At 69.7% G+C, this 26,252-nt stretch carries 24 protein-coding genes; 15 read left to right on the top strand and 9 right to left on the bottom strand.

The features are described from left to right. Window positions 1-26 precede the first annotated feature (26 nt). Window positions 27-1,151, bottom strand: coding sequence for a glycosyltransferase (locus tag ACFWZ3_RS16200; RefSeq protein ID WP_439708713.1), 1,125 nt, complete (start codon window positions 1,149-1,151; stop codon window positions 27-29). An 87-nt stretch (window positions 1,152-1,238) separates the two neighbouring features. Further along, window positions 1,239-1,445 carry a zinc-finger domain-containing protein gene (locus ACFWZ3_RS16195; protein WP_439708712.1) on the bottom strand — a complete coding sequence of 69 codons (207 nt, stop codon included), beginning with the start codon at window positions 1,443-1,445 and terminating at the stop codon, window positions 1,239-1,241. 256 nt (window positions 1,446-1,701) lie between these two features. Here ACFWZ3_RS16195 and ACFWZ3_RS16190 point away from each other — a divergent pair, with 256 nt between their 5' ends. Next, entirely contained in the window at window positions 1,702-2,964 is a 1,263-nt protein-coding gene (locus ACFWZ3_RS16190; RefSeq protein WP_439708711.1) for a Yip1 family protein, read from the top strand. A 90-nt stretch (window positions 2,965-3,054) separates the two neighbouring features. On the opposite strand, the gene ACFWZ3_RS16185 is transcribed toward ACFWZ3_RS16190, so the two are convergent. Together ACFWZ3_RS16185 and ACFWZ3_RS16180 are read right to left on the bottom strand one after the other, a co-directional pair. Beyond that, window positions 3,055-3,633, bottom strand: a complete 579-nt coding sequence (locus ACFWZ3_RS16185) for a YceI family protein (RefSeq protein WP_439708710.1) — start codon at window positions 3,631-3,633, stop codon at window positions 3,055-3,057. 23 nt (window positions 3,634-3,656) lie between these two features. Continuing rightward, window positions 3,657-4,250 carry a malonic semialdehyde reductase gene (locus ACFWZ3_RS16180; protein ID WP_439708709.1) on the bottom strand — a complete coding sequence of 198 codons (594 nt, stop codon included), beginning with the start codon at window positions 4,248-4,250 and terminating at the stop codon, window positions 3,657-3,659. A 137-nt stretch (window positions 4,251-4,387) separates the two neighbouring features. On the opposite strand from ACFWZ3_RS16180, the gene ACFWZ3_RS16175 reads away from it, so the two are divergent. Then, entirely contained in the window at window positions 4,388-5,353 is a 966-nt protein-coding gene (locus ACFWZ3_RS16175; RefSeq protein ID WP_439708708.1) for a mitochondrial fission ELM1 family protein, read from the top strand. A 69-nt stretch (window positions 5,354-5,422) separates the two neighbouring features. Here the strand turns inward: ACFWZ3_RS16175 and glnE are convergent, their stop codons facing one another. Then, entirely contained in the window at window positions 5,423-8,266 is a 2,844-nt protein-coding gene (gene glnE, locus ACFWZ3_RS16170; protein ID WP_439708707.1) for a bifunctional [glutamate--ammonia ligase]-adenylyl-L-tyrosine phosphorylase/[glutamate--ammonia-ligase] adenylyltransferase, read from the bottom strand. Window positions 8,267-8,395: 129 nt separating this feature from the next. On the opposite strand from glnE, the gene ACFWZ3_RS16165 reads away from it, so the two are divergent. The 3 genes from ACFWZ3_RS16165 to ACFWZ3_RS16155 all read left to right on the top strand — a co-directional run bounded on the left by ACFWZ3_RS16165 (window position 8,396) and on the right by ACFWZ3_RS16155 (window position 11,518). Further along, window positions 8,396-10,285, top strand: coding sequence for an LTA synthase family protein (locus tag ACFWZ3_RS16165; protein WP_439708706.1), 1,890 nt, complete (start codon window positions 8,396-8,398; stop codon window positions 10,283-10,285). Window positions 10,286-10,447: 162 nt separating this feature from the next. Next, window positions 10,448-11,002: a hypothetical protein gene (locus ACFWZ3_RS16160; RefSeq protein ID WP_439708705.1), complete on the top strand. Its 555-nt coding sequence runs from the start codon at window positions 10,448-10,450 to the stop codon at window positions 11,000-11,002. Between the two features lie 177 nt (window positions 11,003-11,179). After that, complete coding sequence (locus tag ACFWZ3_RS16155) at window positions 11,180-11,518, top strand: hypothetical protein (protein ID WP_439708704.1); 339 nt, start codon at window positions 11,180-11,182, stop codon at window positions 11,516-11,518. Window positions 11,519-11,556: 38 nt separating this feature from the next. Here the strand turns inward: ACFWZ3_RS16155 and ACFWZ3_RS16150 are convergent, their stop codons facing one another. Both ACFWZ3_RS16150 and ACFWZ3_RS16145 read right to left on the bottom strand, forming a co-directional pair. Next, window positions 11,557-13,401, bottom strand: coding sequence for an ABC transporter ATP-binding protein (locus ACFWZ3_RS16150; protein ID WP_439708703.1), 1,845 nt, complete (start codon window positions 13,399-13,401; stop codon window positions 11,557-11,559). A 161-nt stretch (window positions 13,402-13,562) separates the two neighbouring features. Next, entirely contained in the window at window positions 13,563-13,904 is a 342-nt protein-coding gene (locus ACFWZ3_RS16145; RefSeq protein ID WP_439708702.1) for a YciI family protein, read from the bottom strand. Between the two features lie 179 nt (window positions 13,905-14,083). Here ACFWZ3_RS16145 and ACFWZ3_RS16140 point away from each other — a divergent pair, with 179 nt between their 5' ends. Next, window positions 14,084-14,713, top strand: a complete 630-nt coding sequence (locus ACFWZ3_RS16140) for a LysE family translocator (protein WP_439708701.1) — start codon at window positions 14,084-14,086, stop codon at window positions 14,711-14,713. Between the two features lie 17 nt (window positions 14,714-14,730). Beyond that, entirely contained in the window at window positions 14,731-16,068 is a 1,338-nt protein-coding gene (locus tag ACFWZ3_RS16135; RefSeq protein WP_439708700.1) for a PLP-dependent aminotransferase family protein, read from the top strand. Window positions 16,069-16,236: 168 nt separating this feature from the next. Here the strand turns inward: ACFWZ3_RS16135 and groL are convergent, their stop codons facing one another. Beyond that, window positions 16,237-17,880 carry a chaperonin GroEL gene (gene groL, locus ACFWZ3_RS16130; protein WP_439708699.1) on the bottom strand — a complete coding sequence of 548 codons (1,644 nt, stop codon included), beginning with the start codon at window positions 17,878-17,880 and terminating at the stop codon, window positions 16,237-16,239. 124 nt (window positions 17,881-18,004) lie between these two features. After that, window positions 18,005-18,298, bottom strand: coding sequence for a co-chaperone GroES (gene groES / locus ACFWZ3_RS16125; protein WP_231321790.1), 294 nt, complete (start codon window positions 18,296-18,298; stop codon window positions 18,005-18,007). A 209-nt stretch (window positions 18,299-18,507) separates the two neighbouring features. On the opposite strand from groES, the gene cutA reads away from it, so the two are divergent. From cutA to prmA, 8 genes are all read left to right on the top strand, one after another. Further along, entirely contained in the window at window positions 18,508-18,846 is a 339-nt protein-coding gene (cutA, locus tag ACFWZ3_RS16120) for a divalent-cation tolerance protein CutA (protein ID WP_439708698.1), read from the top strand. 60 nt (window positions 18,847-18,906) lie between these two features. Then, the gene (locus ACFWZ3_RS16115; protein ID WP_439708697.1) at window positions 18,907-19,803 is read left to right on the top strand and encodes a DMT family transporter; all 897 of its coding nucleotides are present in this window, start codon (window positions 18,907-18,909) and stop codon (window positions 19,801-19,803) included. 73 nt (window positions 19,804-19,876) lie between these two features. Further along, window positions 19,877-22,063 (top strand): protein-disulfide reductase DsbD family protein, encoded by a 2,187-nt coding sequence (locus ACFWZ3_RS16110; RefSeq protein WP_439708696.1) that lies wholly within the window; start codon window positions 19,877-19,879, stop codon window positions 22,061-22,063. Window positions 22,064-22,067: 4 nt separating this feature from the next. After that, window positions 22,068-22,592, top strand: a complete 525-nt coding sequence (locus ACFWZ3_RS16105; protein WP_439708695.1) for a TlpA family protein disulfide reductase — start codon at window positions 22,068-22,070, stop codon at window positions 22,590-22,592. 219 nt (window positions 22,593-22,811) lie between these two features. Beyond that, complete coding sequence (gene aroQ, locus ACFWZ3_RS16100) at window positions 22,812-23,255, top strand: type II 3-dehydroquinate dehydratase (RefSeq protein ID WP_439708694.1); 444 nt, start codon at window positions 22,812-22,814, stop codon at window positions 23,253-23,255. A gap of 56 nt (window positions 23,256-23,311) precedes the next feature. Then, on the top strand, window positions 23,312-23,779 hold the full coding sequence (gene accB / locus ACFWZ3_RS16095; protein WP_439700436.1) for an acetyl-CoA carboxylase biotin carboxyl carrier protein: 468 nt from the start codon (window positions 23,312-23,314) through the stop codon (window positions 23,777-23,779). Between the two features lie 18 nt (window positions 23,780-23,797). After that, on the top strand, window positions 23,798-25,165 hold the full coding sequence (accC, locus tag ACFWZ3_RS16090; protein ID WP_439708693.1) for an acetyl-CoA carboxylase biotin carboxylase subunit: 1,368 nt from the start codon (window positions 23,798-23,800) through the stop codon (window positions 25,163-25,165). 115 nt (window positions 25,166-25,280) lie between these two features. After that, on the top strand, window positions 25,281-26,177 hold the full coding sequence (prmA, locus tag ACFWZ3_RS16085; RefSeq protein ID WP_439708692.1) for a 50S ribosomal protein L11 methyltransferase: 897 nt from the start codon (window positions 25,281-25,283) through the stop codon (window positions 26,175-26,177). Window positions 26,178-26,252: the final 75 nt, after the last annotated feature.

Genomic DNA, 26,252 nt, shown 5'->3' with positions numbered 1-26,252 from the left:
GCTGCCCGCCTCATCCTGCAACAACCTCAGCCCGCGACTTCCCCGTACAACGCCAGTACCGCCTGCTGCATATCCGACAGCCGGTAGCTCTGCAGCATCGGGATCGGCGGGGCCACGCGCAGCAGCTCGGCGGCGCGCTCGACCAGCTTCTGGCGGTCGCCCAGCGGCACGCGGCCGGCCGGATACAGCTCGGCCAGCAGTTCGCCGACACCGCCGTGGGCGTAGCCGAGCACCGGGCGGCACAGTGAGAGCGCCTCGACCACCGTGCGTCCGAACGACTCGGGCTTGGTCGACAGCTGCAGGATCAGCGCGGACACCGCATAGATGTCGCGCACATCATTGCGCGGCGGCGTCAGCACCACCTGCGCATCCACGCCACGTTCGCGGATCAGCTGGCGGAGCTCTTCCACATAGGCCTCGCGACCCGGTTCGATCACGCCCAGCAGCAACAGGCGCGCCTCGATGCCGCGGCGCTTGAGTTCGGCCACCAGCTCGATCGCCTCGTGATGGCCTTTCAGGCGCGTGCCGCGGCCCGGCAGGGTCAGCAACGGCGCACCGGCCAGTTGCGGGTACTCGGCGAAGAAGGCCTTCTGCCAGGCGTCGTCCGGGCGATGGCCATAAGGGAAGGCGTCAGGGTCGATGCCGCGAGGGATCACCTTCACGCGTGCCGGGTCCAGCCACGGGTAGTGGCTCAGGGCGTAGTCGCGCATGGTCTGCGACACCGCAATGACGCGCTCGCCGCGCAGCAGGATCGAGCTGTAGCGACCGGGCGAGTTGAGCCCGTGCACCGTGGTGACGAAATGCGGGCGCGGGTTCATTCCGCGCAGGGCCCACCAGCCCAGCCAGCCGGGCAGGCGCGAACGGGCATGCACGATGTCGGGCTTGAGCTCGCGCAACCGCCGGCGCAGCGCGCCAAGGCGGAACAGCGTGCGCGGCGACTTGCTGCCGATGTCCAGGGTGACGTGCTCGCTGCCCTCCGCCTCCAGTTGCGCCACCAGGCGACCGCCGGAGGAGATCACGATCGAGCGGTGCCCCGCCTCCACCAGCGCCCGGCCCACCTCCAGCGTCGAACGCTCCGCCCCGCCCGAGTGCAGCGCCGGGATCAGCTGGACGACAACCAGACGCCGGGTGGGAGTGACGACGGCAGACATGAGGGGTTGTTGGGTGGCCTTCATCCGCCTTGGCAAGCAGCGATCGTGCCGAATGACGCCGTTCAGGAACCGGCGGAAGCCCGGGATTCAGTCCCGCAGGACGTAATGCGCGCCACAGTAGGGACAGACGGACTCCCCGCCATCCTCGACGATCGGCAGGTAGACCTTCGGATGCGAGTTCCACAGGGCCATGGCCGGCATCGGACAGGACAACGGCAGGTCGTTGCGCGTCACTTCGTAACGATTTTCGGCATTCGCCGGGATCGGCGCGGCCTCGGGCAGGGGGCGCGACATGGCAGGCTCCAGGAAGAGGACTTCGAGCCGCACATGGTAGCAGGCGCACGCCCCGGCAACGCGTGGCCACCGGCCGCCCGCGGCGCCTGCACTGGACTTCGCCGCGTCGTTGCCCTCAACTGTGCCCCGGTGTCGGCCGAAGGGGCGGTCGGCGCCTCGAGGGGGACGACCGTGGATGGGCAGGCAGCCTGTGCAAGGCTGCGGCCCGGACGACGGCCATCCGTCGCCGCATTCATACGTCGCAAGGGGAAAAACCATGGATTTCGGAAAAGCCATCGCGCGTGCAAAGGCCATCCTGGCCACGCCCAGGACCGAGTGGCCGGTCGCCGCCGCCGAGCCGGCCAGCATCGGCGGGTTGTACACCACCTACATCGTCTGGATCGCCGCGCTCCCGGCGATTGCCGGCTTCATCAAGAACAGCCTGATCGGCACCAGTTTCCTGGGCATGCACGTGCGCACGCCGATCGGCGCAGGTGTCGGCGGCATGGTGCTGCAGTACCTGCTGTCGCTGGTGGTCGCCTACGTCATGGCGCTGGTGATCAACGCCCTGGCCGGCACCTTCAACGGCCAGAAGGACATGGTGCAGGCGCTCAAGACGGTCGCCTACTCCTGGACCGCCTCGTGGGTCGCCGGCATCGCCGTGATCATTCCGTGGATCGGCTGGCTGATCGCCATCGCCGGTGCCATCTACGGCATCTACCTGCTCTACCTGGGCCTGCCCTTCACCATGAAGTGCCCGCCGGAGAAGGCCGGCGGCTACACCGCGCTGTCCGTGATCATCGCCATCGTGCTCAGCTGGATCGTCGGACTGATCGTGGCTGGCGTGATCGGCACCGCCGCCTATACCGGCGCGGCCATGACCGGCACACACCTGGGCAGCACCAGCGACAACGTCACCGTCGATCCGGACAGCGCGCTGGGCAAGCTGGCGGCCATGGGCGAGCGTGCCGAGCAGGCCAGCAAGGAGCTTGAAGCGGCGCAGAAGTCGGGCGACAGTGCCGCGCAGCAGGCCGCGATGAACAAGATGATGGGCGCGGCGATGGGCAACGACGGCGACGTACAGGCGCTGTCCGCCGAGCAGGTCAAGGCGTTCCTGCCCGAGACGGTGCTCGGCCTCAAGCGCACCAGCAGCTCCGCGCAGCGCAGCAACGCGATGGGCATGCAGGTGACCGAAGCGCACGCCGAGTACGGCGACGACAACGGCCGCATGGTCACGCTGGAAGTCACCGACATGGGCACCGCCAAGGGGCTGATGGCGATGGCCGGCGCCATGGCGCCGGAAGAAGAGCGCAGCACCGACCACGGCTACGAAAAGACCTACACCGCCGATGGCCGCCTGACCCACGAGGCGTGGGACCACGAATCCAGCAACGGCGAGTACAGCGTGGTGGTCGGCCAGCGCTTCACGGTGAAGGCGCATGGCGACGCCGGCAGCATCGACGACCTCAAGGAAGCGGTGGCCAGCGTGGACCTGGACAAGCTCGAAGCGCTGCGCGGGGAAGGCGTGACGCGGCAGTGACCGGAAGGGTGGGCCTCAGTCCATCCTGCAAATGCAAAGCCCGCGCCGTGACCGACGCGGGCTTTGTTTTTCCTACCGGGACAGCCGCCGTTACTTGCCCACCGAACCCTCGGTCGTGATGTGCAGGGTGATCTCGTCACTCACGTTGGGCACGTACGCGGACACACCGAAGTCCGAACGTTTGAGCGTACCGGTCGCATCGAAGCCGATCGACGGATCGCCGCTCATCGGGTGCTTGCCGATCCGGTTGAGCGTGGCATCGAGCACCACCGGGTGGGTGACGCCGTGCACGGTCAGGTCGCCGGTGACGCGGAAGTGGTCCTTGCCCAGCGGCTCGACCTTCGTGCTCTTGTAGGTCACCGTCGGGTATTGCGCCGCATCGAAGAAATCAGGCTTGGCCAGGTGCTTGTCGAGCGCCGGCACGTGCGTATCCAGCCCGGCCATCGGCAGCGTCACCTGCACGCTGGCCTGCTCCGGGTGATCGGGATCGAACACCAGCGTGCCCTGCCCCAGACCCAGTTCCGCGGTGGGGTGCGAGAAGCCGAAATGGCTCCAGCTGAACAGCACCATCGTGTGGTGCGGGTCGAGCTGGTAGGTGACCGGTGCGGCCTGGGCCAAGGAGGCGCCGCCCAGCAGGGCCGCCAGAGCGAGGATCTTCATTGCACGCATGGGGATTCTCCGGTGATAGGTGGTCAGGCGATGGTGCAGGCCTGCTCGAACGACAGGCGGGGGCTGCGCGGGAACAGGTCGCGGCTGGCATCGCCGTAACCGAGGTTGATCAGGAAGTTCGACTTGACCGTGGTGCCCTGGAAGAACGCCTCGTCGACCCCGGCGTTGTCGAAACCGGACATCGGCCCGCAATCGAGCCCCACCGCGCGCGCCGCCATGATCAGGTAGGCCCCTTGCAGGGTGGCATTGCGGAACGCGGTGGTGTCGATAAGCGCCTGGTTGCCGACGAACCAGCTGCGCGCATCGGCGTGCGGGAAGAGCTCCGGCAACCGCTCGTAGAACGCATGGTCGCTGGCCACGATCGCGGTGACCGGCGCGGCCATGGTCTTGGCGCGGTTGCCCTCGGAAAGATGGGGCGAGAGCCGCTGCTTGGCCGCGTCGGACTTGACGAACACCACCCGCATCGGCGAGGAGTTCGCGCTGGTCGGACCGAACTTGGCCAGCGCGTATACGCGACGAAGCAGCTCGTCTTCCACCGGCGTCGGCAGGAACGCGTTATAGGTGCGCGCGGTGCGGAACAACTGGTCCAGGGCGGCCTCGGAAAGCACTTCGCTCATGGGTATCCTTATGCATTCATGGCGCGCCGTCCGGCGCGGGCGATCCGCAAGTGTAAGCCCTGAGGCACGGTCGGTCGGGTGAGGAACGGGGAACCCAGCGTGCAGAATCCGTCAACAATCGACCCGGTCGCCACCCCATGAGCGGGCTGCGCGAGGAATGCTGGGCGATCACCGATGCCGCCGCCGGCAACCAGCGCCAGGCCCTGGCGCTGGCCGAACGACTGGGTTTGCCGGTGCGACCGCTGGTGCTGGCGCCGCGTGGCCCCTGGGCGTGGCTGGCGCCGCGACTGACGCCGGGCGCCGAATTCGCGCTGCCGCCGGACGAACGCGCGCGGTTCGCGCCACCCTGGCCGCGCGTGACGGTCGGCTGCGGGCGCGCTGCCGCTTTGTTCACCCGTCTGCTGCGCCCATGGTCGGGCGGTCGTTGCCAGACCGTGCAGATCCTCGATCCGCGCATCGCCCCGACACGTTGGGACATCGTTATCGCACCGCGCCATGACGCGCTGACCGGCGCCAACGTGCTCACGCCACTGGGCTCGCTCAACCCCATCGACGACGAATGGCTGGCCGATGCACGCGAGGCCTGGCCGCACCTGGCCGATCTGCCGGCACCACGCATCGGCGTGCTGCTTGGCGGCCCGCGCCATGGCATCCCGCTCGACCACGCATGGACGCATGCATTCATCGAGGGCCTGCGCGCCCTGCAGCAGCGCGACGGCGGCAGCCTGCTCGTGCTTGCCTCGCGGCGCACGCCGTCTGCGCTGGCGGCAGCGTTGCGCGGCGCATTCGGCAACGTTGCCGGCCTGCACTGGCACGGACAAGCCGATGGCCCGAATCCCTATCCGGGCGTCCTGGCCTGGGCCGACCGCCTGGTGGTCACGCCCGATTCGGTCAACATGCTCTCCGAGGCCTGCGCCGTCGGCTGTCCCGTGCACACCTTCGCGCCCACGCCGCTGCCGGAGAAACTCGCCCGCTTTCATCGCGCGCTACGCGAGGGCGGGCTGCTGCACGATCTCCATGCCGATGCGCCGGCGCGCCAGGCGCCGTTGCGCGAGACGGAGCGCATGGCCGCGACAGTGCGGCGGCAGTTCGGGTTGCGCTGAGCCCACATCGCGGCGAGCCGCGGCCCCTCACCCCAGCCCGCTCCCGCGAGGGGAGAGGGCGCAAGGGCGTCAGGCAAAATCGAAACCCAACGCGGCAGTCACCACGCGCACCTCAGTGCATATCGCTTCGAGCACAGGCTCGCGCGGCGCGATGCGTGGGCGCAAATCCAGCGTGCAAGTCAGGGCACGCTGCAAAAGGTCCGCATGCACGCGCGCGAGTACCTCGGCCTGCCCTTCATCGAGCAACCCGACACGCCGGCATGCATCGATCAACGACGCATTCGCCGTATGGCCGAGCAACTGGGGATGAGCGGCCGCGTGCGCAAGCACCAACCCCTGCAACGCGAACTCGATGTCCAGCAGCGCACCACGCCCCTGCTTCAGATCCAGCCGCGCCTCGTCCGAACGATCCCGCTCCGCCCGCCAGCGCTGGCGCATCTGGCTGACCTCGGCCAGTACTGCGCCCCGCTCGCGCGGTGCAGCGAGCACCTCGCGCCGCACTTCGCCCAGTGCCTGCCCCAGACCCGCATCGCCCGCCACCGCGCGCGCGCGCAACAGAGCCTGGTGCTCCCAAGTCCACGCACGGCTGCGCTGGTAGGCATCGAACGCCTCCAGGCTGCTCACCAGCAGGCCTTTCGAACCGTCCGGACGCAGCCGCGTGTCCACTTCGTAGAGACGTCCCGCACGGGTCAGCAGCGAGAGCCAGTTCATCACGCGCTGGGCCAGGCGCTGGTACCAGCGTGCGCCGTCGATCGGACGGGCGCCGTCGCTGGTGAGCTGGGCGCGCGCGCCGTCGAAGACGAACACCAGGTCCAGGTCCGAGGCGAACCCCAGTTCCTCGCCGCCCAGGCTGCCGTAGCCGAGCACGGCGAAGCCCGAACCTTCGCCGGGCAGCCGTCCGTGCTGCGCGGCGAGCTCGCGCTCGGCCAGCGCAGTGACCGCCTCGACGACCGAGGCAGCCAGCGCGGCCAGGCGTCGCGAGGTGGCCACGGCGTCGGCACGGCCGTCGTTGAAAGCCAGTCCGAGGCGGAAGGCGATGCTCGCCTTGAACTCATTGATGCGTTCGAGCTCCGCCTCCGCCTCGCGCTCGTCCAGCGTGCCGAGCACGCGGCTGATCTCGGCGCTGATGTCGGCACGCTTGAGCGGCAGCTGATCAATGCGTGGATCGAGCACGTCGTCCAGCAGCAGGGGCTGGGCGATCACCCGTTCGGCGAGGAAGGCGCTGTCGGCGAACAGCCGCGCCAGGCGACCGCGCGCGGCGGGCTGCTCCTCCAGCAGCGCGAGATAGGCCGAGCGGCGCGCCACCGCCTGCACCAGCCGGCACAGGCGAAGCAGGCACGGCAGCGGCGCGGTGCTGGCGCGGGCGGCGCCGATCAGGTGCGGCATCAGGTGATCGAGCCGCTCCCGCGAGCGCGGCGACATCGCGCGCACCGAGGCCGCCTGCGGCAGCTTGGCCAGCGCCTCGGCCGCTTCGATGCCGGGCACGAAGCCGGCCGCCTCCAGCACAGCGGACTCCGGCGTGCCCTGGCAGGCCTGCTGCCACAACGTGGCGTCGGCCACGGCGACGCGCGCGGCGCGCCCGCCGGCGGGCATCAGCACGCTGGCGAAGTCCTCGCTGACGACGCCGCGGTGATGCGCCAGTTCGGCCTCCAGCGAGGCCCACTCGTCGTGGCCCAGGCCGCGGGCGAGCCGCTCGCGGCTCAACGCATCCTCGGGCAGGTCGTGGGTCTGCGCGTCACGCAACATCTGCACGCGGTTCTCGACCCGGCGCAGGCAGCGGTAGGCCTCGCGCAGCGCCCTGGCGCGCGCCGCGCCGATGTGCCCGCGGGCTTCGCAGGCGGCCAGCGCCGGCAGCAGGCCGCGCACCCGCAGGGACGGTTCGCGCCCGCCGCGGATCAGCTGCTCCAGCTGCACGATGAACTCGATCTCGCGGATGCCGCCGGGCCCGAGCTTGAGGTTGTCGGCCAGGTCCTTGCGCGCGACCTCCGCGTCGATCAGCGCCTTCATCTCGCGCAGGCCGGCAAAGGCGGTGTAGTCGAGGTACCTGCGGTACACGAAAGGCCGCAGCAGGTCCTGCAGCTGCTTGCCGGCCGCGCGGTCGCCGGCGACCGGACGGGCCTTGATCCAGGCGTAGCGCTCCCAGTCGCGACCCTCGCTCTGGTAGTACTGCTCCATCGCGGCGAAGGAGAGCGCCAGCCGCCCGGCGTTGCCGAACGGGCGCAGGCGAAGGTCCACCCGGGCGCAGATGCCGTCGTCGGTGGGCTCGTTGAGCAGGCGCACGAGCTGGCGTCCCAGCCGCACGAAGTACTCGCTGTTGTCGAGCGAACGCGCGCCATCGCTCTGGCCGGCCTGCGGGTAGGCCAGCACCAGGTCGATGTCGGAGGAGAAGTTGAGTTCTGCCCCGCCGAGCTTGCCGAAGCCGATCACCACCAGCCGCTGCAGCGCGCCATCGTCGCTGCGCGCGTGGCCGTAGCGGGCCGCCAGCGCGCGCTCGGACCAGCCCAGCGCCACACCCAGCAGCGCCTCGTACAGCACGCTGGTGGCCGAGAGCGTCTCGGCCAGGTCGTCCAGCCCGTTCACGTCGCGGAACACCAGCCGCAAGGCCTCGGCGTGGCGGAACCGGCGCAACGCGGCCAGGGCGGCGGTCTCGTCCTCGGGCAGGGCCAGCGCGCCGATGCGGGTGCCGGCATCGCCGGCGGCGCGCAGGCGGTCCAGGCCCGCCGGGGCCAGCAGTTGCGGCTGTCGCCGCCAGACCTCGAAGGCAAAATCGCTGGCTGCCAGCGTGCGGCGGATGCGCTCGGCCACGCCGGCATCGTCGTGCAGCGCCACGCCGGCAGCGCGGCAACGGGCAGCCAGTTCGGCGTAGCGGTCGTCGATCAGCACGCGCAGCGCGGGGCTTTCGGGGGCGCTCATCCGGCCATTGTGCCGCAGCCGGGCTCGCATGAACCGCCAGCAACCGCCCGCCACGGGCGAACATATGATTCATTGCGCCACGATTACAGTCACCCTCCCTCCACGTAGCGTCAGCGGACTCTGCCTGCCATGCCCCTTCTCGACCACTCCACCACGCACTGGCGCCCGCTTGCCGCGCGCGTCCTGGCCGTGGTGCTGATGAGCCTGGCCTTCGTGTTGCTGACCGGCCTGATGGATGGCGGCGTGGGCGTGGGCCCGCTGCGCCTGTTCGTCCAGCCGAGCTACCCCCTGGCCAATGCCCTGCCCGGGCTGCTGGCGGCGTGGGCGTTGCTGGCCTTCACCCGGCGGCTGGTGTTCTCCTTCGGGCTGGTGTTCCTGTTCGAGGCACTGCTCTACCAGATCAACGCGCTGAAGGTCGCCAACCTGGGCAATCCGCTGATGCCGGCCGATTTCCTGATGGTCGACCAGCTCAGCAAGGGCGGCGCGCACCTGCTGGTCGGCTACCTGCCGCACAGCCCGTGGCCGTACCTCGGGTTGCTCGCCGGCATCGCCCTGATCGTTGCGATGTGGCGGCTGGAGCCGCCGCTGTTCCCGCGCCGCAACTATGGCAAGCGGCTGCTCGGCGGTGCCGTCGCGGTCGTGCTGCTCGGCAGCCTGCTCGGCGGCGTGGCGGCCTGGGGCAAGCTCTACAACCAGCGCGTGCTGTGGCTCGAACCCTGGTCGCCCACCGTCACCGCCAACCACTCCGGCCTGGTCAGCTCGCTGCTGCTGTTCCACCAGCAGTACGGCCACGGCGGGCACAAGGCCGACCCTGGCGCCGCCAAGGCGCTGATCGCGCAGACCCGCCAGGCGCTGGAGGCACGGCTCGCCGCCGCATCGCCGAGCGGCGAGCGGCCGGACATCGTGGTGGTGCAGAGCGAGTCGTTCTTCGATCCGAGCATCATGCGCGGCTACGAGGACAGCCACTTCACGCCCAACCTGCATCGGCTGGAAAAGCGCGGGACCAGCGGACCGCTGCACGTACCGACCTTCGGCGGCGGCACCATCCGCACCGAGTTCGAGGTGCTTACCGGCCTGTCGCTGCGCTACTTCGACGAGCTGCAGTTCCCCTACCTCACGCTCGACCAGAAGGTGGTGCCGAGCCTGGTGCGCACGCTGCGCGCGCACGGCTACAGCACCACCGCGATCCACGGCAACGACCCGGCGTTCTGGAACCGCGCCGCGGCTTTCCGCAAGATCGGCTTCGACCGCTTCCTCTCGCAGTCCTCATTTCCGAAGAACTCGCCCAACGACGGCAAGTACATGGCCGACAGCGCAATGACCGACGAGATCATGCGCCAGCTCAAGGACTCGGGCCCGCCGCAGTTCCTGTTCGCGATCAGCATCGAGGCGCACGGCCCCTACGACGTGCCGCCGGCCGACGTGGCCGCTCGCGATGCCATCCCGGTGCCGCCCGGCATCAGCGGCCGCGACAAGCAGGAGCTGCAGACCTACCTCTACCACGCCGAACACGCCGACGCGGAACTGGGTCGGCTGGCCAAGCTGCTGGCCGGGCGCGACCGCCCCACCCTGCTGCTGTTCTACGGCGACCACCTGCCGGCGCTGACCAACAGCTACAACGTCACCGGCTTCGTCGACGGCGGCGACATGCTGAGCGAGCCGGGCGTATGGCTGCTGCTGGACCCGCGCAACGCGGAACCGGCCAGGCGCGAGAGCCTGGCCGCCTGGATGTTGCCGGGCAAGCTGCTGGACGCGGCCGGCATCCATGGCGATCCCTACTTCGCGCTGACCCAGGTGCTGGCGCCGCAACTGGCCGAACTGACCCGCGCACCCGGTGCGCCGCAGCCGGAGATGACCGCCGAGCAGAAGGTGATCGACCGCGACATGGCCAGCGTCGCGATGCTGCGCCTGAAGGGCAAGCTCGATGCGCTGATGCCGCCGCGACTGGCCGCCGCGAGCCCGGCGGCACTGCGCGTGCAGTCGCCGTCGCCTGCAGGCGCCTATGGCGCACATCCGTGATGGCGGCGCGTCTTTCATCCGGTCTAGACAGGTGAGCATTCAGCGATCTGTCCGCCCGCTTAAGCGGGCGCGGGCGTATTCAGAATGAAGTCGGGAACGCCCGCCTAGGGTCGTGGCCATCGCGGAGGACATGCCGCGGTTTCCCACGACTGGAGGTGTTCCATGCATAAGACTCTGCTTGCTGCTGTGATCGGTGCCGGCGTGTTCGCCGCGCTGCCTGCCCTGGCGCAGGTCAGCCTCGGCGGTACCGGCCAGGTCGGTGCCGGGGTAACGGCCGGTGCCAACGGCGCCCTGACTGGCGTACCCGGGCGCCTCGGTAACCAGCCGGGCCAGACCCTGCAGCGCGCCGACCGCCATGCCCGCCACGCCACGCGTCGCGCCACCGAACAGACCCGCCACACGCTGGATCGCCACGACCGCGCGGAGGTGGACACCGCGGCCAGCGGCTCGGCGGGCGTGCGCGCGGGCGATCAACGCGCCGCTGCGAACGCCGGCGTCCGCGCCGGAGCGGCCGTGGATGCCGGCGCTGCGGCACACCAGGCCCAGGACACCGCGCGCGGCGTCGGCGGGCAGGTCAGCGACAGCGCCCATGCGGCCATCGACAGCACGCAACGTACGGCCGGCTCGGTCGGCGACGCCGCGAGCCGCACCGCGACCGGCACCTCGGTAGGCGCCGACGCCAAGGTGCGGGCCAAGGCCGAGGCGCATGGCCACTGACGACACCAGGGTGCGCCTGTGGGCTCAAGCCCCGGCCCCGGCGCCGCGGCCGCCCCGTTCAGCCATCTGTCTGCCCGCTTAAGCGCCACCAGACCGGTTCAGAACCTACTGGGACGAACCGGTCTAGTGTCCCGCTCACCGCGGGCTCCGCGGCGACACTTCCGAAGGAGGATCCCCATGCACAAGACCCTGCTTGCCGCTTTCATCGGCGCCAGCGTGTTCGCCGTTCCCGCGTTCGCGCAGGTCATCCCCGGCAGTGCCGGCCAGGCCACGGCCCATGGCTCGGCGCAGGCCGGCGCCACCGCGCCAGGCCTGAATGCGAATGCCGGCATCGGTACCGGCGCCACGACACCGACGACCGGTTCGTCGGGCACGCAACCACTCGGCCTGGGCGGTCTGCTCAAGCAGACGCAGGCGGCCGACGCGGCCGCCACCACGTCCAGCGAAGGCGCCGGGCCGACCGGTGAGCTCAACGCGAAAGCCCGCGAGAAGCTGCGCGCGGCGCACGGGCACTGAGCCCCGGCAGGCAACCCCGCGCTGCCGGGGTTGCCCGCTCAGGCGAGCGCATCCTCGGCGGCAACGAAGCCGCCGGTCTGGCGCTCCCACAGCCGCGCGTACAGGCCGCCATGCGCGATCAGTTGCGCATGCGTGCCGCTTTCCACGATGCGCCCCTTGTCCAGCACGACCAGGCGATCCATCCGCGCGATCGTCGACAGCCGGTGCGCGATCGCGATCACGGTCTTGCCCTGCATGAGCAGGTCCAGGCTCTCCTGGATCGCCGCCTCGGCCTCGGAGTCCAGCGCGCTGGTGGCCTCGTCCAGGATCAGGATCGGCGCGTCCTTGAGCAGTACGCGCGCGATCGCGATGCGCTGGCGCTGGCCGCCGGAAAGCTTCACGCCGCGCTCGCCGACGTAGGCGTCATAGCCGCGCCGCCCTTCACCATCGGACAGCGTCGGGATGAACTCGTCCGCACGCGCCTTGCGCACCGCTTCGGCCACCTGCGCCTCGGTCGCGTCCGGACGGCCATAGAGCAGGTTGTCGCGGATCGAACGATGCAGCAGCGAGGTGTCCTGGGTGACCACGCCGATCTGCGAACGCAGGCTTTCCTGGGTGACGCGCGCGATGTCCTGGCCATCGATCAGGATGCGCCCGCCCTCCAGGTCGTAGAGACGGAGCAGCACGTTGACCAGCGTCGACTTGCCGGCGCCGGAGGGACCGACCAGCCCGATTTTCTCGCCCGCGCGCACGGTGAGATCCAGGCCCGCAATCACGCCGCCAGTCTTGCCGTAATGGAAATGGATGTCCTCGAAGCGCGCCTCGCCGCGGGTGACTTCCAGCGGCATGGCGCCGGCTGCGTCCTGCACCGTGCGCGGCTGCGCGATGGTCGCCATGCCGTCCTGCACCGTGCCGATGTTCTCGAAGATGCCGTTGACCACCCACATGATCCAGCCGGACATGTTGTTGATGCGGATCACCAGCCCGGTCGACAGCGCAATCGCGCCGACGGTCACCTGCCCATGGCTCCACAGCCACAGCGCCAGGCCCGAGGTACCCACGATCAGGAAGCCGTTGAGCGTGGTGATGGTGGCGTCCATCGCGGTGGTCTGGCGCGTCATCGCGCGTGTCTTGTCGACCTGGTCGTGCAGCGCATCGGCGACGTAGGCTTCCTCGCGCCGCGTGTGCGCGAAGAGCTTGAGCGTGAGCACGTTGCTGTAGCCGTCGACGATGCGTCCCATCAGCTTCGAGCGCGCTTCGGAGGCCTTCCACGAGCGCTGCCGCGTGCGCGGGATGAAGAACGCCAGCGTGGCGATGTACAGCAGCAGCCAGACCACTAGTGGCGCAGCCAACCAGGCGTCGGCCTGCGCGAACATCACGATCGCGCTGCCGGTGTAGATCGCCACGTACCAGATCGCATCGACAATCTGCACTGCGGACTCGCGCAGCGAACTGCCGGTCTGCATGATGCGGTTGGCGATGCGGCCGGCGAAATCGTTCTGGAAGAACGACAGGCTCTGGCGGATCACGTAGCGATGGTTCTGCCAGCGGATGCGCGCGGTCACGTTGGGCACGATCGCCTGGTTGACCAGCAGGTCGTGCAGCGCGTTGAACACGGGCCGCGCGACGAGCGCCACGAACGCCATCCAGGCCAGCTCGCGCCCGTGCCGCTGGAAGAACGCCGCGCCCTCGGCCACCTTGGCCATGTCCACCAGCCGCCCGATGAAGGCGAAAAGCGACACCTCGATGACCGAGACGAAGAAGCCCACCACCAGCACCGCGGCGAACATCGGCCACACCTGGCGCAGGTAGAACAGGTAGAAGCGCCCGGGCGTGCCCGGGGGCATCACGTCGGCCGGATCCTTGAACGGATCGATCAGCGATTCGAACCAGCGGAAGAGCATGGGTGGGTCCGGGGAATGGGCCGGACATTCTGGCGCAAGGGCGCGCGCCGTGCGGTGAAGGCACGATTCGACGCCGCACCCGCACCCGCGCCGTTCGTCCCGAGCGCAGACGCGAGCACCGAAATCGAAGGGCCCCTTCGCCGCAGGCAAGGTCTCGCCGGTCAGCCCGGCGGCGCCAACCCCGGCACGGGCTCGAACCGACACACCCGCGCCCGCTCGATCCCATCGCGCACGACCGGGTCTTCCGCCACGAACGCTGCCACGGCCGCCGTGTCGAGCCCGCGGAACACCACCATCCCGCCCTGCGGCAGGCCATCCAGCCCGCTCGCCGGACCGCCCAGCAGGATCTCGCCCCGCGCGGCCGCCTCACCCAGCCGCGCCATGTGCACGGCCATTTCAGGCATGGCCGCCAGCGCCTCGGCCACCTGCGTGGGCGTGCCGCAGGGATAGCGTTCGGCCGGCTCGTAGATCACCAGCACATGGCAAAGGCCGGGGTCGGACATCGGTGGGCTCCTTGGGCTGCAGAGGCCGACAAGCCTGCCGACCGCGGCCTCGGGCGGCGCGCCTGCCCGGGGCAAACCGCGCAAGTGTCCTGGGACACTTCGTGCCTTCTCCTCCACACCTCGCGCGCCGCCGGGGGGCTGCCCGCGACCATGCGCACGCTCCCTTCGAGGCCACGTCGATGCATCACGAGAAGCTGCTCGCCTTCGCCCTGTTGCAGGGCCTGTTCGCGATCACCCCCGGCCCGGCAGTACTGCTCACCGCCTCGCACGCCATGGCGCGCGGCACCCTGGCCGGGCTGCGCGTGGCGCTGGGCATCCAGCTCGCGAACGTGTGCTACCTCTCCCTGTCGGGGCTGGGCGTGGGCCTGCTGTTGCGCACCTCGCCCATTGCGTTCCACGCGCTGAAGCTGGTCGGTGCCGCCTACCTTGCCTGGCGAGGGCTGGCCGCCATGCACGACGCCTGGACTGCCGGCGACAGCGCGCCCGCGGGCACCGCCGTCAACGCCGCGCGACCGTTCACCGAAGGCCTCATCGGGCAGCTTGCCAATCCGAAGTCGATCATCTTCTTCGGCGCGCTGCTGCCCTTGTTCGTCGCGCCGGGCCACGCGCTGGTTCCGCAGTACGCGCTGCTCGCCGCGTTGTGCGTGGCGATCGAGCTGCCGGTACTGGGCGCCTATGCCGTCATGGCCTCGGCGGCCGGACGGCTGGCGCATTCGGCACGCGCCGTGCGTCTGCGCCAGGCTGGCTCCGGCGCCTGCCTGGTGACGGTCGCGGTGCTGCTTGCACTGGTACCGCTGGTCGACCGCTGAGCTGCGAAAATGGCGGCATGACGGTTCCGACCTGGCAACAGTTGCTGCGTACGCTCGAGAGCGAGATCGCCAGCGGCACGCTGCAACCTGGCCAGCCAGCCCCCTCGCAGCGCGCCGCGGCGCGACGCTGGGGCGTGTCGGTCGCGACCGTGACGCGGGTCTACGCCGAAGCCACGCGGCGCGGCTGGCTGCACGCCCGGGTGGGCAGCGGCACGGTCGTGGCACGGCCAGCCGCGCCACCCGGCCCAGCGCCGGCCGCGGACCTGCACGACCTGGCGATAAACGCGCCGCTGGTGCCACGCCATCTCAATGCGTCGGCGCTGCTGCGCGATGCCTTCGCACGGCTCGCCGAAGGACGTGCACACGCCCTGCTCGACCGCGCCGGCCAGACCAGCGAAGCGGCGCAGCATGTCGAGGCGGCCGCACAGTGGCTGACCACGCTGGGGATAGCCGCGGAGCCGGACCGCACGTTCATCACCCCCGGGGCCCAGGCGGGCCTGCTGGTCGCCTTGCGCAGTGCTGTCGGGGAGGGCGGCGGCATGGCCTGCGAGCCGCTGATCAACCCCGGCCTCGCCGCGGCGGCCGAGTTTGTAGGCGCGCGTCTGCTGCCGGTCGCCGTGGATGCCGAAGGCCCACGGCCAGAGGCCGTGGAGGCGCTGGCCGTCACGCGCGGACTGCGCGCGTTGTACGCCTCGCCCAGCTGTTCCAATCCGCTGGCGCTTCACTGGAGCGCAAAAAGGCGGCGCGAGCTGACAGCCCTCGCCGAAAAGCACCACTTGTGGGTGATCGAAGACGATGACGTACTTCCGCTGGACCCCGCCTCCACGCCGCTGTGCACGCTGGCGCCCGAGCGCACGCTGTTGATCGTGGGGCTGTCCAAACTCGCCGGCTTCGCCCTGCGCACGGGCTTCGTGCACGTGCCGCGCGCGTTGGCGGATGGCTATCGACGGCACCTGCGCGCCGCCGTGTGGATGGCCTCGCCCGTCCTGGCCGAGATCGCCGCGCATTGGCTGGATACCGGCCTGATGGACGAACTGGTTCAGGCGCGCCGGCAGGATGCAATGCAGCACCAGGCGATCGCAGCGGCGTTGCTGGGTGGCCACGGCTACCGTGCGCCGGTATTCGGCACGCACGGCTGGCTGCCGCTGGCGAAACCGTGGGATGCCGAACGGTTCGCCTTCCACGCCCGCCGGCACGGCGTGGCGGTGGCGCCGGATGCCGAGTTCCGCCTCGCCGGCGTGCGCGGATGGGCCGGCGTACGCCTGGCTTTGTCCTCGACCGCCTCCAGTGCCCAGCTGCGCGAGGCGCTGGAGGCGCTGGCGCACCTGCTCGCGCACGGCCCCCAGCCCGGTTAGCGCACCGCCGTTGCCTTGTAGGAGCCCGCATGCGGGCGATGCTCCTGTCCTGATGTCTATCCGAGCCAGGAGCATCGCCCGCAAGCGGGCTCCTACAAAAAAACAGCCGGGCAAAAGAAAACCCCGCGCGGGGCGGGGCTTTCTTCGATACAGCGGTGAGCTGGGGACTTAGAAGTCCATGCCGCCCATGCCACCCATGCCGCCCGGGGCGCCGCCGTGGTTGTGCTCTTCCTTCTTCGGCAGCTCCGCCACGATCGCCTCGGTGGTGATCGCCAGGCCGGCAACCGACGACGCGTGCTGCAGCGCGGTGCGGGTCACCTTGGTCGGGTCCAGGATGCCCATCTGCACCATGTCGCCGAACTCGCCGGTGGCCGCGTTGTAGCCGAAGTTGCCCGAGCCGTCCTTGACCTTGTTGAGGATCACGGAGGGCTCTTCGCCGGCGTTGGCGACGATCGCGCGCAGCGGCGCTTCCAGCGCGCGGCGGGTGATCGCGATGCCGAGGTTCTGGTCGGTGTTGTCACCGGTCAGGCCCTCGACAGCCTTGAGCGCACGGATCAGCGCGACGCCGCCGCCAGGCACCACGCCTTCCTCGACCGCCGCACGGGTGGCGTGCAGGGCGTCTTCGACGCGGGCCTTCTTTTCCTTCATCTCGACCTCGGTGGCGGCACCGACCTTGATGACGGCCACGCCGCCGGCCAGCTTGGCCACGCGCTCCTGCAGCTTCTCGCGGTCGTAGTCGGAGGAGGTCTCCTCGATCTGCGCCTTGATCTGGCTGATGCGCGACTGGATGCGCTCGGCTTCGCCGGCGCCGTCGATGATGGTGGTGTTTTCCTTGGTGATCACCACGCGCTTGGCGCGGCCCAGGTCGTTGATGGTGGCCTTCTCCAGCTGCAGGCCCACTTCCTCGGAGATCACCTGGCCGTTGGTCAGGATCGCGATGTCCTCGAGGATCGCCTTGCGACGGTCACCGAAGCCCGGGGCCTTGACGGCGGCGACCTTGACGATGCCGCGGATGGTGTTGACCACCAGCGTGGCCAGCGCCTCGCCCTCGACTTCCTCGGCGACGATCAGCAGCGGCTTGCCGGCCTTGGCGACGCCTTCGAGGATCGGCAGCAGTTCGCGGACGTTGGAGATCTTCTTGTCGTGGATCAGGATGAACGGGTCGTCCAGTTCCACCTGCTGCGACTGCTGGTTGTTGATGAAGTACGGCGACAGGTAGCCACGGTCGAACTGCATGCCCTCGACCACGTCGAGCTCGTTCTCCAGGCCCGAGCCTTCCTCGACGGTGATCACGCCTTCCTTGCCGACCTTCTTCATCGCGGTGGCGATGATGTCGCCGATGTTCGAATCGGAGTTGGCCGAGATGGTGCCGACCTGGGCGATCGCCTTGTCGTCGGCGGTGGGGTTGGAGAGCTTCTTCAGCTCGCCCACGGCCGCGACGACGGCCTTGTCGATGCCGCGCTTGAGGTCCATCGGGTTCATGCCGGCGGCGACCGCCTTCAAGCCTTCCTGGATGAACGCCTGCGCCAGCACGGTGGCGGTGGTGGTGCCGTCACCGGCGACGTCGGAGGTCTTGGAGGCGGCTTCCTTGACGATCTGCGCGCCGAGGTTCTCGTACTTGTCGGCCAGCTCGATCTCCTTGGCGACGGACACGCCGTCCTTGGTGATCGTCGGGGCGCCGAAGCTCTTCTCGAGCACGACGTTGCGGCCCTTGGGACCCAGGGTGACCTTGACCGCGTTGGCCAGGGTGTTCACGCCCTTCAAGATGCGCGAGCGGGCGTCTTCGCCGAAGCGGACTTCTTTGGCTGCCATAAAATTTTTCCTTGAAAAATTTTGAAATTAGGTACGGAAAATTCCGCGAAAGGGGTACAAGAAGGAGCCGAAGGCGACTGGCGTGCGCGCTCTTTTCTCGCGCTCAGCCAAAACCGCCGAACGATCAGCCTTCAATCACAGCCACGATGTCGTCTTCCTTCAGGAAGACCAGCTCTTCGCCGTCGATCTTGATTTCCTGGCCGGCGTACTTGCCGAACAGCACGGTGTCGCCTTCCTTCAGGCTCATCGGACGGACGTTGCCGTCTTCCAGGATGCGGCCGGTGCCGGCGGCGATGACCTTGCCGCGGGTCGGCTTCTCGGTGGCGCTGTCGGGGATGACGATGCCGCCGGCGGAGACGCGCTCCTCTTCCAGGCGCTTGACGATGACGCGATCGTGCAGCGGACGCAGTTTGCTCATGGATGGAACTCCACTAGTTCGGGTTGAAAGAGGTGAAGGATCACCGGGTCGCTGTTAGCACTCGGTGATGGTGAGTGCCAATTCTACGGACGCAACCGGCCCCTGCAAGGGGCTGGAACGCGAATGGCTCAGCAGGTGGGGGGACAGGTGCGCTCCTACAGGTTTTCGCCAACGCCATCCTTGCGCGCAGGCGGCTACCATGGCTCGCCATGCCCGCCTCCGTCCTGCTCTGCTACTGCACCTGCCCCGACGCCGACAGCGCCACGCGCATCGCCGAAACGCTGGTGGCCGAGCGCCTCGCCGCCTGCGTCAACCGCCTGCCCAGCATCGCCTCGACCTACCGCTGGCAGGGCGCGGTCACTACCGACAGCGAGCATCTGCTGCTCATCAAGACCACCGCCACCCGCTTCGAGGCCCTGCGCACGCGCCTGCTTGCGCTGCATCCATACGAGCTGCCCGAACTCATTGCCGTACCCATCGAACACGCCCACGCGCCTTACCTGGCCTGGGTCCGAGAGGCCACCGGCGAGCGGCCGCAAGACTGCTGACAACCCTTGTCAGCGGGACTCCGGCAGACTTGTCCTCCCCCATTCCCCGCCCCCCCCAAGATGAAGAAGATCGACTACGCCGTCCTGCTGTCGCTGGGCGCCCTGTGGGGTGGCTCGTTCCTGTTCATGCGCATGGGCGCCGGTGCCTTCGACGCGCTGCCGCTGGCGGGCCTGCGCGCGATCGGCGCGGCGCTGTGCTTCCTGCCGCTGCTGGCTTCGCGCCGGCGCCTGGCCGAATGGCGCGAGCACTGGTGGCCGATCGCCGTGGTCGGGCTGACTAACTCGGCGCTACCCTTTCTGCTGTTCACTTTCGCCACGCGCAGCCTGCCGGCGGGCTTCGCCTCGATCATCGACGGCATGACGCCGATGTTCGCCGCGCTGATCGGCTGGCTGTGGCTGGGCCAGCGGCTGGACGCCTGGCGTGGCGCGGGGCTCGCGGCCGGTTTCGCGGGCATCCTCTGGCTGGCCCAGGGCAGCCTCGCAGTGGCTCCGGGCGCCGGCATGGCGTTGCTCGCCTGCGTGGCGGCCACGGTGCTCTACGGCTATGCGGTGCACTACTCGCACCTGCGCCTGGCGAGCGTCAACCCGCTGGTGGTGACGATCGGCAGCCACATGGTCGCCGCGCTGGTGCTGCTGCCGACCACCGTGCTGGCCTGGCCGACCCGGCCGCCGCCGATGCACGCGTGGCTGGCGGCGGCAGGACTGGCCGTGTTGTGCACGGCGCTGGCCTACGTCTTGTTCTTCTGGGTGCTGGCGCGCGTGGGCGCGCAGCGGATCATGGTCATTCCCTACCTGATCCCCGCCTTTGGCGTGCTGTGGGGCGCTCTGCTGCTGGGCGAGCCGGTGACGATGCGCATGCTCGCCGGTTGCGCGGTGATCCTGCTTGGCACGGCGCTCACCACCGGGCTGGTGCGTCCGCGGCGCGCGGTGCCGGCGCTGGCGGTCGAGGAGACATAAGGCCGCAACCGCCGGGGGCCCTGGGCGTGATGGGTCCATAATGGATCTCCCGCCCCGTGCCGCTGGAGACGCGATGCGCCCGATCATCGGCCGCCTGGCCGCCCGCCTGCCGTTGTTGATGCTGCTCCTGTGCCTGGCCGCACTGGCGCGTCCGTCGTTCGCACAGGAAGACGACGGCCTGCTGCCGGTCACCGAGGCCTACGAGCTCTCGGCCGACGCCTCCACCCCGGGCCTACTCAAGCTGCACTGGGAGATCGCGCCCGACTACTACCTCTACCGTGGCCGCATGAAGTTCAAGCCGGCCGATGGCGTGACCCTCGGCGAACCGACCTTCCCCGACGGCGAGAAGCACCACGACGAGTACCTGGGCGACGTGGAGATCTACCACCACGCGATCGAGGCCAGCGTGCCCTATACGGTGGCGCCGGGCACCACGCGGCTGCGTCTGGGCGTGCAGTTCCAGGGCTGCCACGAGGTCGATCCGAAGATCTGCTATCCGCCGCATACCGAGCAGCTGGACCTGCCGCTGCCGGCAGCCGCTGGTGCGACCGGTGGCGGCTCACTGGGCGCCGCGCTGGAGAAGCTCGGCGCCACCCACGGCGCCGCAGGCAACGACGCACCGCTGCCCGCGGAGCAGGCCTTCAGGCTCGAAGCCCTGGCGCAGGATCCGCACCACCTGCTGCTGCGCTGGACGATGCCGCCGGGCTACTACCTCTATCGCGACCAGACCCGGCTGCAGCTGCGCGACGGCCAGGGCCTGACACTGACGCCACAGTGGCCAGCCGGCACGCGCAAGGACGATCCGCACTTCGGCAGCGTGACCGTGTACTTCAGCGAGCTGGACCTGCCGGTCACGGTCGCCGGGGATCTCCACGGCCGCTCGCGCCTGACGCTCGAGGCGAGTTTCCAGGGCTGCCAGGACGGCGGCCTGTGCTACCCGATGATGACGCGCGCGCTGGACGTCGAGCTGGGTAGCGCGGTGCCGGCGACTGGCACGCCGACCGCGACCGCCCCCGAGGCGCCGCCGGCCTCGGCGACGCAAGGTCCGCTGCAGACCAGCCTGTGGCTCGCGCTCTTGCTCGCCCTCGGCGGCGGCCTGGTGCTCAACCTGATGCCGTGCGTGCTGCCGGTGCTGTCGATCAAGGCGGTCGGCCTGCTGGAAAGCGGCGAGAGCCCGGCCCGCGCACGGGCGCATGCGATCGCCTACACCGCCGGCGTGCTGCTGAGCTTCGTGGCGCTGGGACTGTCCATCCTGGCCCTGCGCTCGGCCGGCCACGCACTCGGCTGGGGCACACAACTGCAGCAGCCGCTGCTGGTCGGCGTGCTGGCGCTGGTGATGCTGGCGGTGGGCCTGTCGATGTCCGGGCTGGTGCAGTTCGGCGCCTCGCTGGGCAATACCGGCGCGGGGCTCGCCTCCCGCGGCGGCATGGCCGGCGACTTCTTCACCGGCGTGTTGGCGGTGGTGGTGGCCAGCCCCTGCACCGCGCCATTCATGGGCAGTGCGCTGGCCTACGCGTTCGCCGCGCCGGCGGCGTCCGCGCTGCTGGTGTTCCTGGCGCTCGGGCTCGGCCTTGCGTTGCCGTTCCTGGCGGTCGGCTTCGTGCCGGCGCTGGCGCGGCGACTGCCGCGGCCGGGCCGCTGGATGGAGACGCTCAAGCAGTTGCTCGCCTTCCCGATGTACCTCACCGCGGCCTGGCTGGCCTGGGTGCTGGCCAACCAGCGCGGCGCCGACGCGGTCGGCCTGTTGCTGGTCGCCGGGGTGTTCCTGGCGCTGACCCTGTGGTGGTTCGAACGCAGCCGCGGCCGCGCCGGCCTGGTGCGCGCACCGGTGCTGCTGGCGCTGCTGGCCACCGCGGCGCCGCTGTACGGGCTGGCACAGCTGCCGCCCCCGGTACGCGCGGCGCGGGCCGATACGGGCACGGTCGCCTACAGCCCGGAAAAGCTGGCCGAACTGCGCGCCGCCGGCACCCCGGTGTTCGTCGACATGACGGCCGACTGGTGCGTCACCTGCAAGGCCAACGAGCACACGGTGCTGGACACGGCCGCGTTCCGTGCGCTGCTCCAGCGCACCGGCGCGGTCTACATGAAAGGCGACTGGACCGACGTCAATCCGACCATCGCCGCTTTCCTGGAGCAGTACCACTCGCCGGGCGTGCCGCTGTACGTGGTGTTCCCGCGCGGCGGTGGCGAGGGGCGCAAGCTGCCGACGGTGCTTACCTCCAGCCTGGTCGAGCAGGCCCTGACCGAGGCGGCGCGCTGAGATGATGACCCGGGCGAGCTGGCTCATTCTGGCGCTGGCGGTGCTCGCCGCCGCAGCCGGCGGCTGGCTGCAGCACGCCTCGCGCGAGCGGCGCGGGCCGGACCTGGTGGGCCAGCCGGTGCCATCGCTGCAGCTGCCCGACCTGGAAGGGCGCCCGCACACCCTCGCCGACTACGCCGGTCGACGCGTGGTGGTCAATTTCTGGGCCAGCTGGTGCGGCCCGTGCCTGAAGGAGATGCCGGCCCTGGCCTCCGCACAGGCCCGCTTCGGCGGCGATCGTCCGGCCGTGGTCGGCATCGCCATGGATACGCCGGAGAACGTGCGCGCCTATCTGGAGGCTTATCCGGTCAACTACCCGATCCTGCTCGGCCGGCTGGACGACCCCGACAGCGCGCGGCAGCTGGGTGATGGCGCCAGCGTGCTGCCCTACAGCGTGCTGCTCGACGCCGACGGCACGGTGCTGGCGAGCCACGCCGGGATGCTGGATGCGGCCACGCTCGAGCGCTGGCTGGGCGAGGGGTCCCAGTAGGAGCGCACCGGTGCGCGACCGGCAGGCCCGGCGCGCCGTGATGGTCCGGGTCGCGCACAGGTGCGCTCCTACTGGGTCTGGCCCACATACGCCCACGCACGGTTTGTGCGGCAGTTCTCCGTCGAACATCGCCGAACTGCGGCGAAGTGGACAACATCGCAAAGGGCGCGCACACTTCGCCCCTCGCCGGAATGCTCCGGCTGGCTGCCAAGGTGTCGCGTGGCGAAACTGCTGGTCCTGCACGGGCCCAACCTCAACCTGCTGGGCTCGCGCGAGCCGGAAGTCTACGGGCGCGACACGCTCGCGGACATCGACGCGCGACTGGCCCACCAGGCGCAGGCGGCCGGGCATGAACTGGCCAGTTTCCAGTCCAACGCCGAGCACGCCCTCATCGAGCGCGTGCAGCAGGCGCGCGACGAAGGCATCGCCTGGATCCTGATCAACCCGGCCGCCTTCACCCACACCAGCGTTGCCCTGCGCGACGCTCTGGCGGCTGTGGCGATCCCGTTCATCGAGGTTCACCTGTCCAACGTGCACGCGCGCGAGCCGTTCCGCCGGCACTCCTACCTGTCCGACCTGGCGGTGGGGGTGGTCTGCGGCTTCGGCGCCAACAGCTATTCGCTCGCGCTCGAGGCCGCCTTGCAGCGGCTCGCGCCGGCCTGATTTCCCATCAAGACCCGACCGGCCGCCCGCGCGGCCCCGAACAAGAAGGCACTCCCATGGATCTGCGCAAGATCAAGAAGCTGATCGACCTGCTCGAGGAATCCAACCTCGCGGAACTGGAAATCAAGGAAGGCGAGGAAGTGGTGCGCCTCTCGCGCGTGCCCACCGGCGGCATGACCGTCGCCGCCGCGCCAATGGCGCTGCAGGCTGCCCCCGTCGCGGCGGCACCCGCCCCGGCCGCCGCGCCCGCGGCCGCCGACGCCGCACCCGCCGCCAACGCCCTGCCCGAAGGTCACGTGGTCAAGGCGCCGATGGTCGGCACCTTCTATGCCTCGGCCACGCCGGGCGCGGCCGCCTTCGTCAAGGTCGGCCAGCAGGTCAAGGCCGGCGAGACGCTGGGCATCATCGAGGCGATGAAGATGTTCAACCAGATCGAGGCGGACGTCGCCGGGACCGTGCAGGCGATCCTCATCGAGAACGGTCAGCCGGTCGAGTTCGACCAGCCGATGTTCGTGATTGCCTGATCCGGCGGGACGAATCCGATGCTAGAAAAAGTCGTCATTGCCAACCGCGGTGAGATTGCGCTGCGCGTGCTGCGCGCGTGCCACAGCCTTGGCATCAAGACCGTCGCGGTGCATTCCACCGCCGACCGCAACCTCAAGCACGTGGGCCTAGCGGACGAGGCGATCTGCATCGGCCCGGCGCCGTCGGTCGACAGCTACCTCAACATTCCACGCATCATCGCGGCGGCGGAGATTACCGACGCGCAGGCGATCCACCCCGGCTACGGCTTCCTCTCCGAGCGCGCCGACTTCGCCGAGCAGGTGGAGCAGTCCGGCTTCATCTTCATCGGCCCGACCGCCGACGTCATCCGCCTGATGGGCGACAAGGTCGAGGCGATCAAGGCGATGAAGGCCGCCGGCGTGCCGTGCGTGCCCGGCTCCGGTGGTCCGCTGGGCGACAACGTCGAAGAGAACATGCGCATCGCGCGCGAGATCGGCTACCCGGTGATCATCAAGGCGGCCGGCGGCGGCGGCGGCCGCGGCATGCGCGTGGTGCGCACCGAGGCGCATCTGGGCAACGCCATCACCATGACGAAGCAGGAGGCCAAGGCGGCCTTCGGCAACGACATGGTGTACATGGAGAAATTCCTGGAGAACCCGCGCCACGTGGAAATCCAGGTGCTGGCCGATGGCCAGGGCAACGCGATCCACCTGGGCGAGCGCGACTGCTCTATGCAGCGCCGCCACCAGAAGGTCGTCGAGGAAGCGCCGGCGCCGGGCATTACGCCCGAACTGCGCGCGCAGATCGGCCAGGTCTGCGTGGAAGCCTGCCTGCGCATCGGCTACCGCGGCGCCGGCACGTTCGAGTTCCTGTTCGAGAACGGCCGCTTCTACTTCATCGAGATGAACACCCGCATCCAGGTCGAGCACCCGGTGACCGAGTTCATCACCGGCATCGACCTGGTGCGCGAGCAGTTGCTGATCGCCGGTGGCGAAAAGCTCTCGATCAAGCAGGAAGACATCCAGATCCGCGGCCACGCCATCGAGTGCCGCATCAACGCCGAGGATCCGGACACGTTCATGCCCAGCCCCGGCACGGTCAAGCGCTTCGAGGCCCCGGGCGGCCCGGGCGTGCGCGTGGACACGCACCTGTACGACGGCTACCGAATCCCGCCCAACTACGATTCGATGATCGGCAAGCTGATCGTCTACGGCCCCGACCGCGAGACCGCGATCTGCCGCATGCGCCTGGCGCTGGCCGAGACCGTCATCGAAGGCGTCAAGTGCAACATCCCGCTGCAGCAGCGCATCATGGCCGACGCCGGCTTCCAGCACGGCGGCCAGAACATCCATTACCTGGAAAAGCGCATGGCCGAGCAGAAGGAACCGAAGGCCAGCGGCGAGTAGTCCGACCCGGCAGACACCCCTGCAGGAGCGCACCCTGTGCGCGACCGCCATGCACCCGGTCGCGCACAGGTGCGCTCCTGCAGTGACCAACAGCAACACGCACGCAAGCGCACCCATGCCTTTTCTGGAACTCGCCCTCACCCTCCGCGCCGAGCAGCAGCCGCGCGTGGAGGAAGCCCTCGACGACCTGGGCGCCCTCTCCATCACCCTGCGCGACGCCGACGCCGAGACGCCCGACGAACAGGCGATCTTCGAGCCGGGCGTGGGTGAGCTGCCGCTGTGGCCCACGCTCACTCTGGACGCGCTGTTCGACGCCGGTACCGACCGTCGCGGCCTGGTCGAGGCCTTGGGCGAACTGCTGCCCTGGCTGGAGCCCGACCAGCTCGCCTTCCGCGAAGTCGGCGACGAGGACTGGGAACGCGCCTGGATGGACCAGTTCAAGCCGATGCCGTTCGGGCGAAGGCTGTGGATCTATCCGTGGAACATCGAGCCGCCCGCCGACGAGGACATCGTGGTCGTGCGGCTGGACCCGGGCCTGGCCTTCGGCAGCGGCACCCACCCGACCACCGCACTGTGCCTGGAGTGGCTCGACGGGTTGGACCTGGCCGGCAGGCAGGTGACCGACTACGGCTGCGGCTCGGGCATCCTGGCCATCGCCGCGCTCAAGCTCGGCGCCGCCGGTGCGATCGGCGTCGACAACGACCCGCAGGCACTGACGGCGTCCAACGACAATGCCGAACGCAACGGCGTGGCCGATCGACTCCGCGTGTTCCTGCCGGGTGAGGAACCCAGGGCGCCCGCCGACGTGTTCGTTGCAAACATCCTGGCCGGGCCGCTGGGCGAGCTCGCCCCCACCTTCGCCGCCGCCTGCAAGCGCGGCGCACCCTTCGCCATCTCCGGCATCCTGGCAGGCCAGCAGGACGAATTGCTGGCGCGCTACGCCGAATGGTTTGACGACCTGCGCGTGGACGCGCGCGAAGACTGGATCCGCATCAGCGGCCACCGCCGCTGAACTGCCGCACCCTGTAGGAGCGCACCTGTGCGCGACCGTGGTGCATGGCGGTCGCGCACAGGTGCGCTCCGACAC

This window comes from Frateuria sp. GZRR35, assembly GCF_051900415.1.
GTDB lineage: Bacteria > Pseudomonadota > Gammaproteobacteria > Xanthomonadales > Rhodanobacteraceae > Frateuria_A.
Note: the sequence above shows the minus strand (reverse complement) of the source record. Positions and strands in the feature narration are given on the sequence as shown.

What these genes read in the sequence shown, in the direction of transcription:
- accC (WP_439708693.1), top strand. Translation starts at nt 23,798, where the DNA reads ATGCTAGAAAAAGTCGTCATTGCCAACCGCGGTGAGATTGCGCTGCGC.
- glnE (WP_439708707.1), bottom strand. Translation starts at nt 8,266, where the DNA reads ATGAGCGCCCCCGAAAGCCCCGCGCTGCGCGTGCTGATCGACGACCGC.
- ACFWZ3_RS16180 (WP_439708709.1), bottom strand. Translation starts at nt 4,250, where the DNA reads ATGAGCGAAGTGCTTTCCGAGGCCGCCCTGGACCAGTTGTTCCGCACC.
- ACFWZ3_RS16155 (WP_439708704.1), top strand. Translation starts at nt 11,180, where the DNA reads ATGCACAAGACCCTGCTTGCCGCTTTCATCGGCGCCAGCGTGTTCGCC.
- ACFWZ3_RS16200 (WP_439708713.1), bottom strand. Translation starts at nt 1,151, where the DNA reads ATGTCTGCCGTCGTCACTCCCACCCGGCGTCTGGTTGTCGTCCAGCTG.
- accB (WP_439700436.1), top strand. Translation starts at nt 23,312, where the DNA reads ATGGATCTGCGCAAGATCAAGAAGCTGATCGACCTGCTCGAGGAATCC.
- ACFWZ3_RS16165 (WP_439708706.1), top strand. Translation starts at nt 8,396, where the DNA reads ATGCCCCTTCTCGACCACTCCACCACGCACTGGCGCCCGCTTGCCGCG.
- ACFWZ3_RS16110 (WP_439708696.1), top strand. Translation starts at nt 19,877, where the DNA reads ATGCGCCCGATCATCGGCCGCCTGGCCGCCCGCCTGCCGTTGTTGATG.
- groL (WP_439708699.1), bottom strand. Translation starts at nt 17,880, where the DNA reads ATGGCAGCCAAAGAAGTCCGCTTCGGCGAAGACGCCCGCTCGCGCATC.
- prmA (WP_439708692.1), top strand. Translation starts at nt 25,281, where the DNA reads ATGCCTTTTCTGGAACTCGCCCTCACCCTCCGCGCCGAGCAGCAGCCG.
- ACFWZ3_RS16145 (WP_439708702.1), bottom strand. Translation starts at nt 13,904, where the DNA reads ATGTCCGACCCCGGCCTTTGCCATGTGCTGGTGATCTACGAGCCGGCC.
- groES (WP_231321790.1), bottom strand. Translation starts at nt 18,298, where the DNA reads ATGAGCAAACTGCGTCCGCTGCACGATCGCGTCATCGTCAAGCGCCTG.
- ACFWZ3_RS16140 (WP_439708701.1), top strand. Translation starts at nt 14,084, where the DNA reads ATGCATCACGAGAAGCTGCTCGCCTTCGCCCTGTTGCAGGGCCTGTTC.
- ACFWZ3_RS16150 (WP_439708703.1), bottom strand. Translation starts at nt 13,401, where the DNA reads ATGCTCTTCCGCTGGTTCGAATCGCTGATCGATCCGTTCAAGGATCCG.
- ACFWZ3_RS16175 (WP_439708708.1), top strand. Translation starts at nt 4,388, where the DNA reads ATGAGCGGGCTGCGCGAGGAATGCTGGGCGATCACCGATGCCGCCGCC.
- ACFWZ3_RS16105 (WP_439708695.1), top strand. Translation starts at nt 22,068, where the DNA reads ATGACCCGGGCGAGCTGGCTCATTCTGGCGCTGGCGGTGCTCGCCGCC.
- ACFWZ3_RS16115 (WP_439708697.1), top strand. Translation starts at nt 18,907, where the DNA reads ATGAAGAAGATCGACTACGCCGTCCTGCTGTCGCTGGGCGCCCTGTGG.
- ACFWZ3_RS16195 (WP_439708712.1), bottom strand. Translation starts at nt 1,445, where the DNA reads ATGTCGCGCCCCCTGCCCGAGGCCGCGCCGATCCCGGCGAATGCCGAA.
- ACFWZ3_RS16160 (WP_439708705.1), top strand. Translation starts at nt 10,448, where the DNA reads ATGCATAAGACTCTGCTTGCTGCTGTGATCGGTGCCGGCGTGTTCGCC.
- ACFWZ3_RS16185 (WP_439708710.1), bottom strand. Translation starts at nt 3,633, where the DNA reads ATGCGTGCAATGAAGATCCTCGCTCTGGCGGCCCTGCTGGGCGGCGCC.
- ACFWZ3_RS16190 (WP_439708711.1), top strand. Translation starts at nt 1,702, where the DNA reads ATGGATTTCGGAAAAGCCATCGCGCGTGCAAAGGCCATCCTGGCCACG.
- cutA (WP_439708698.1), top strand. Translation starts at nt 18,508, where the DNA reads ATGCCCGCCTCCGTCCTGCTCTGCTACTGCACCTGCCCCGACGCCGAC.
- ACFWZ3_RS16135 (WP_439708700.1), top strand. Translation starts at nt 14,731, where the DNA reads ATGACGGTTCCGACCTGGCAACAGTTGCTGCGTACGCTCGAGAGCGAG.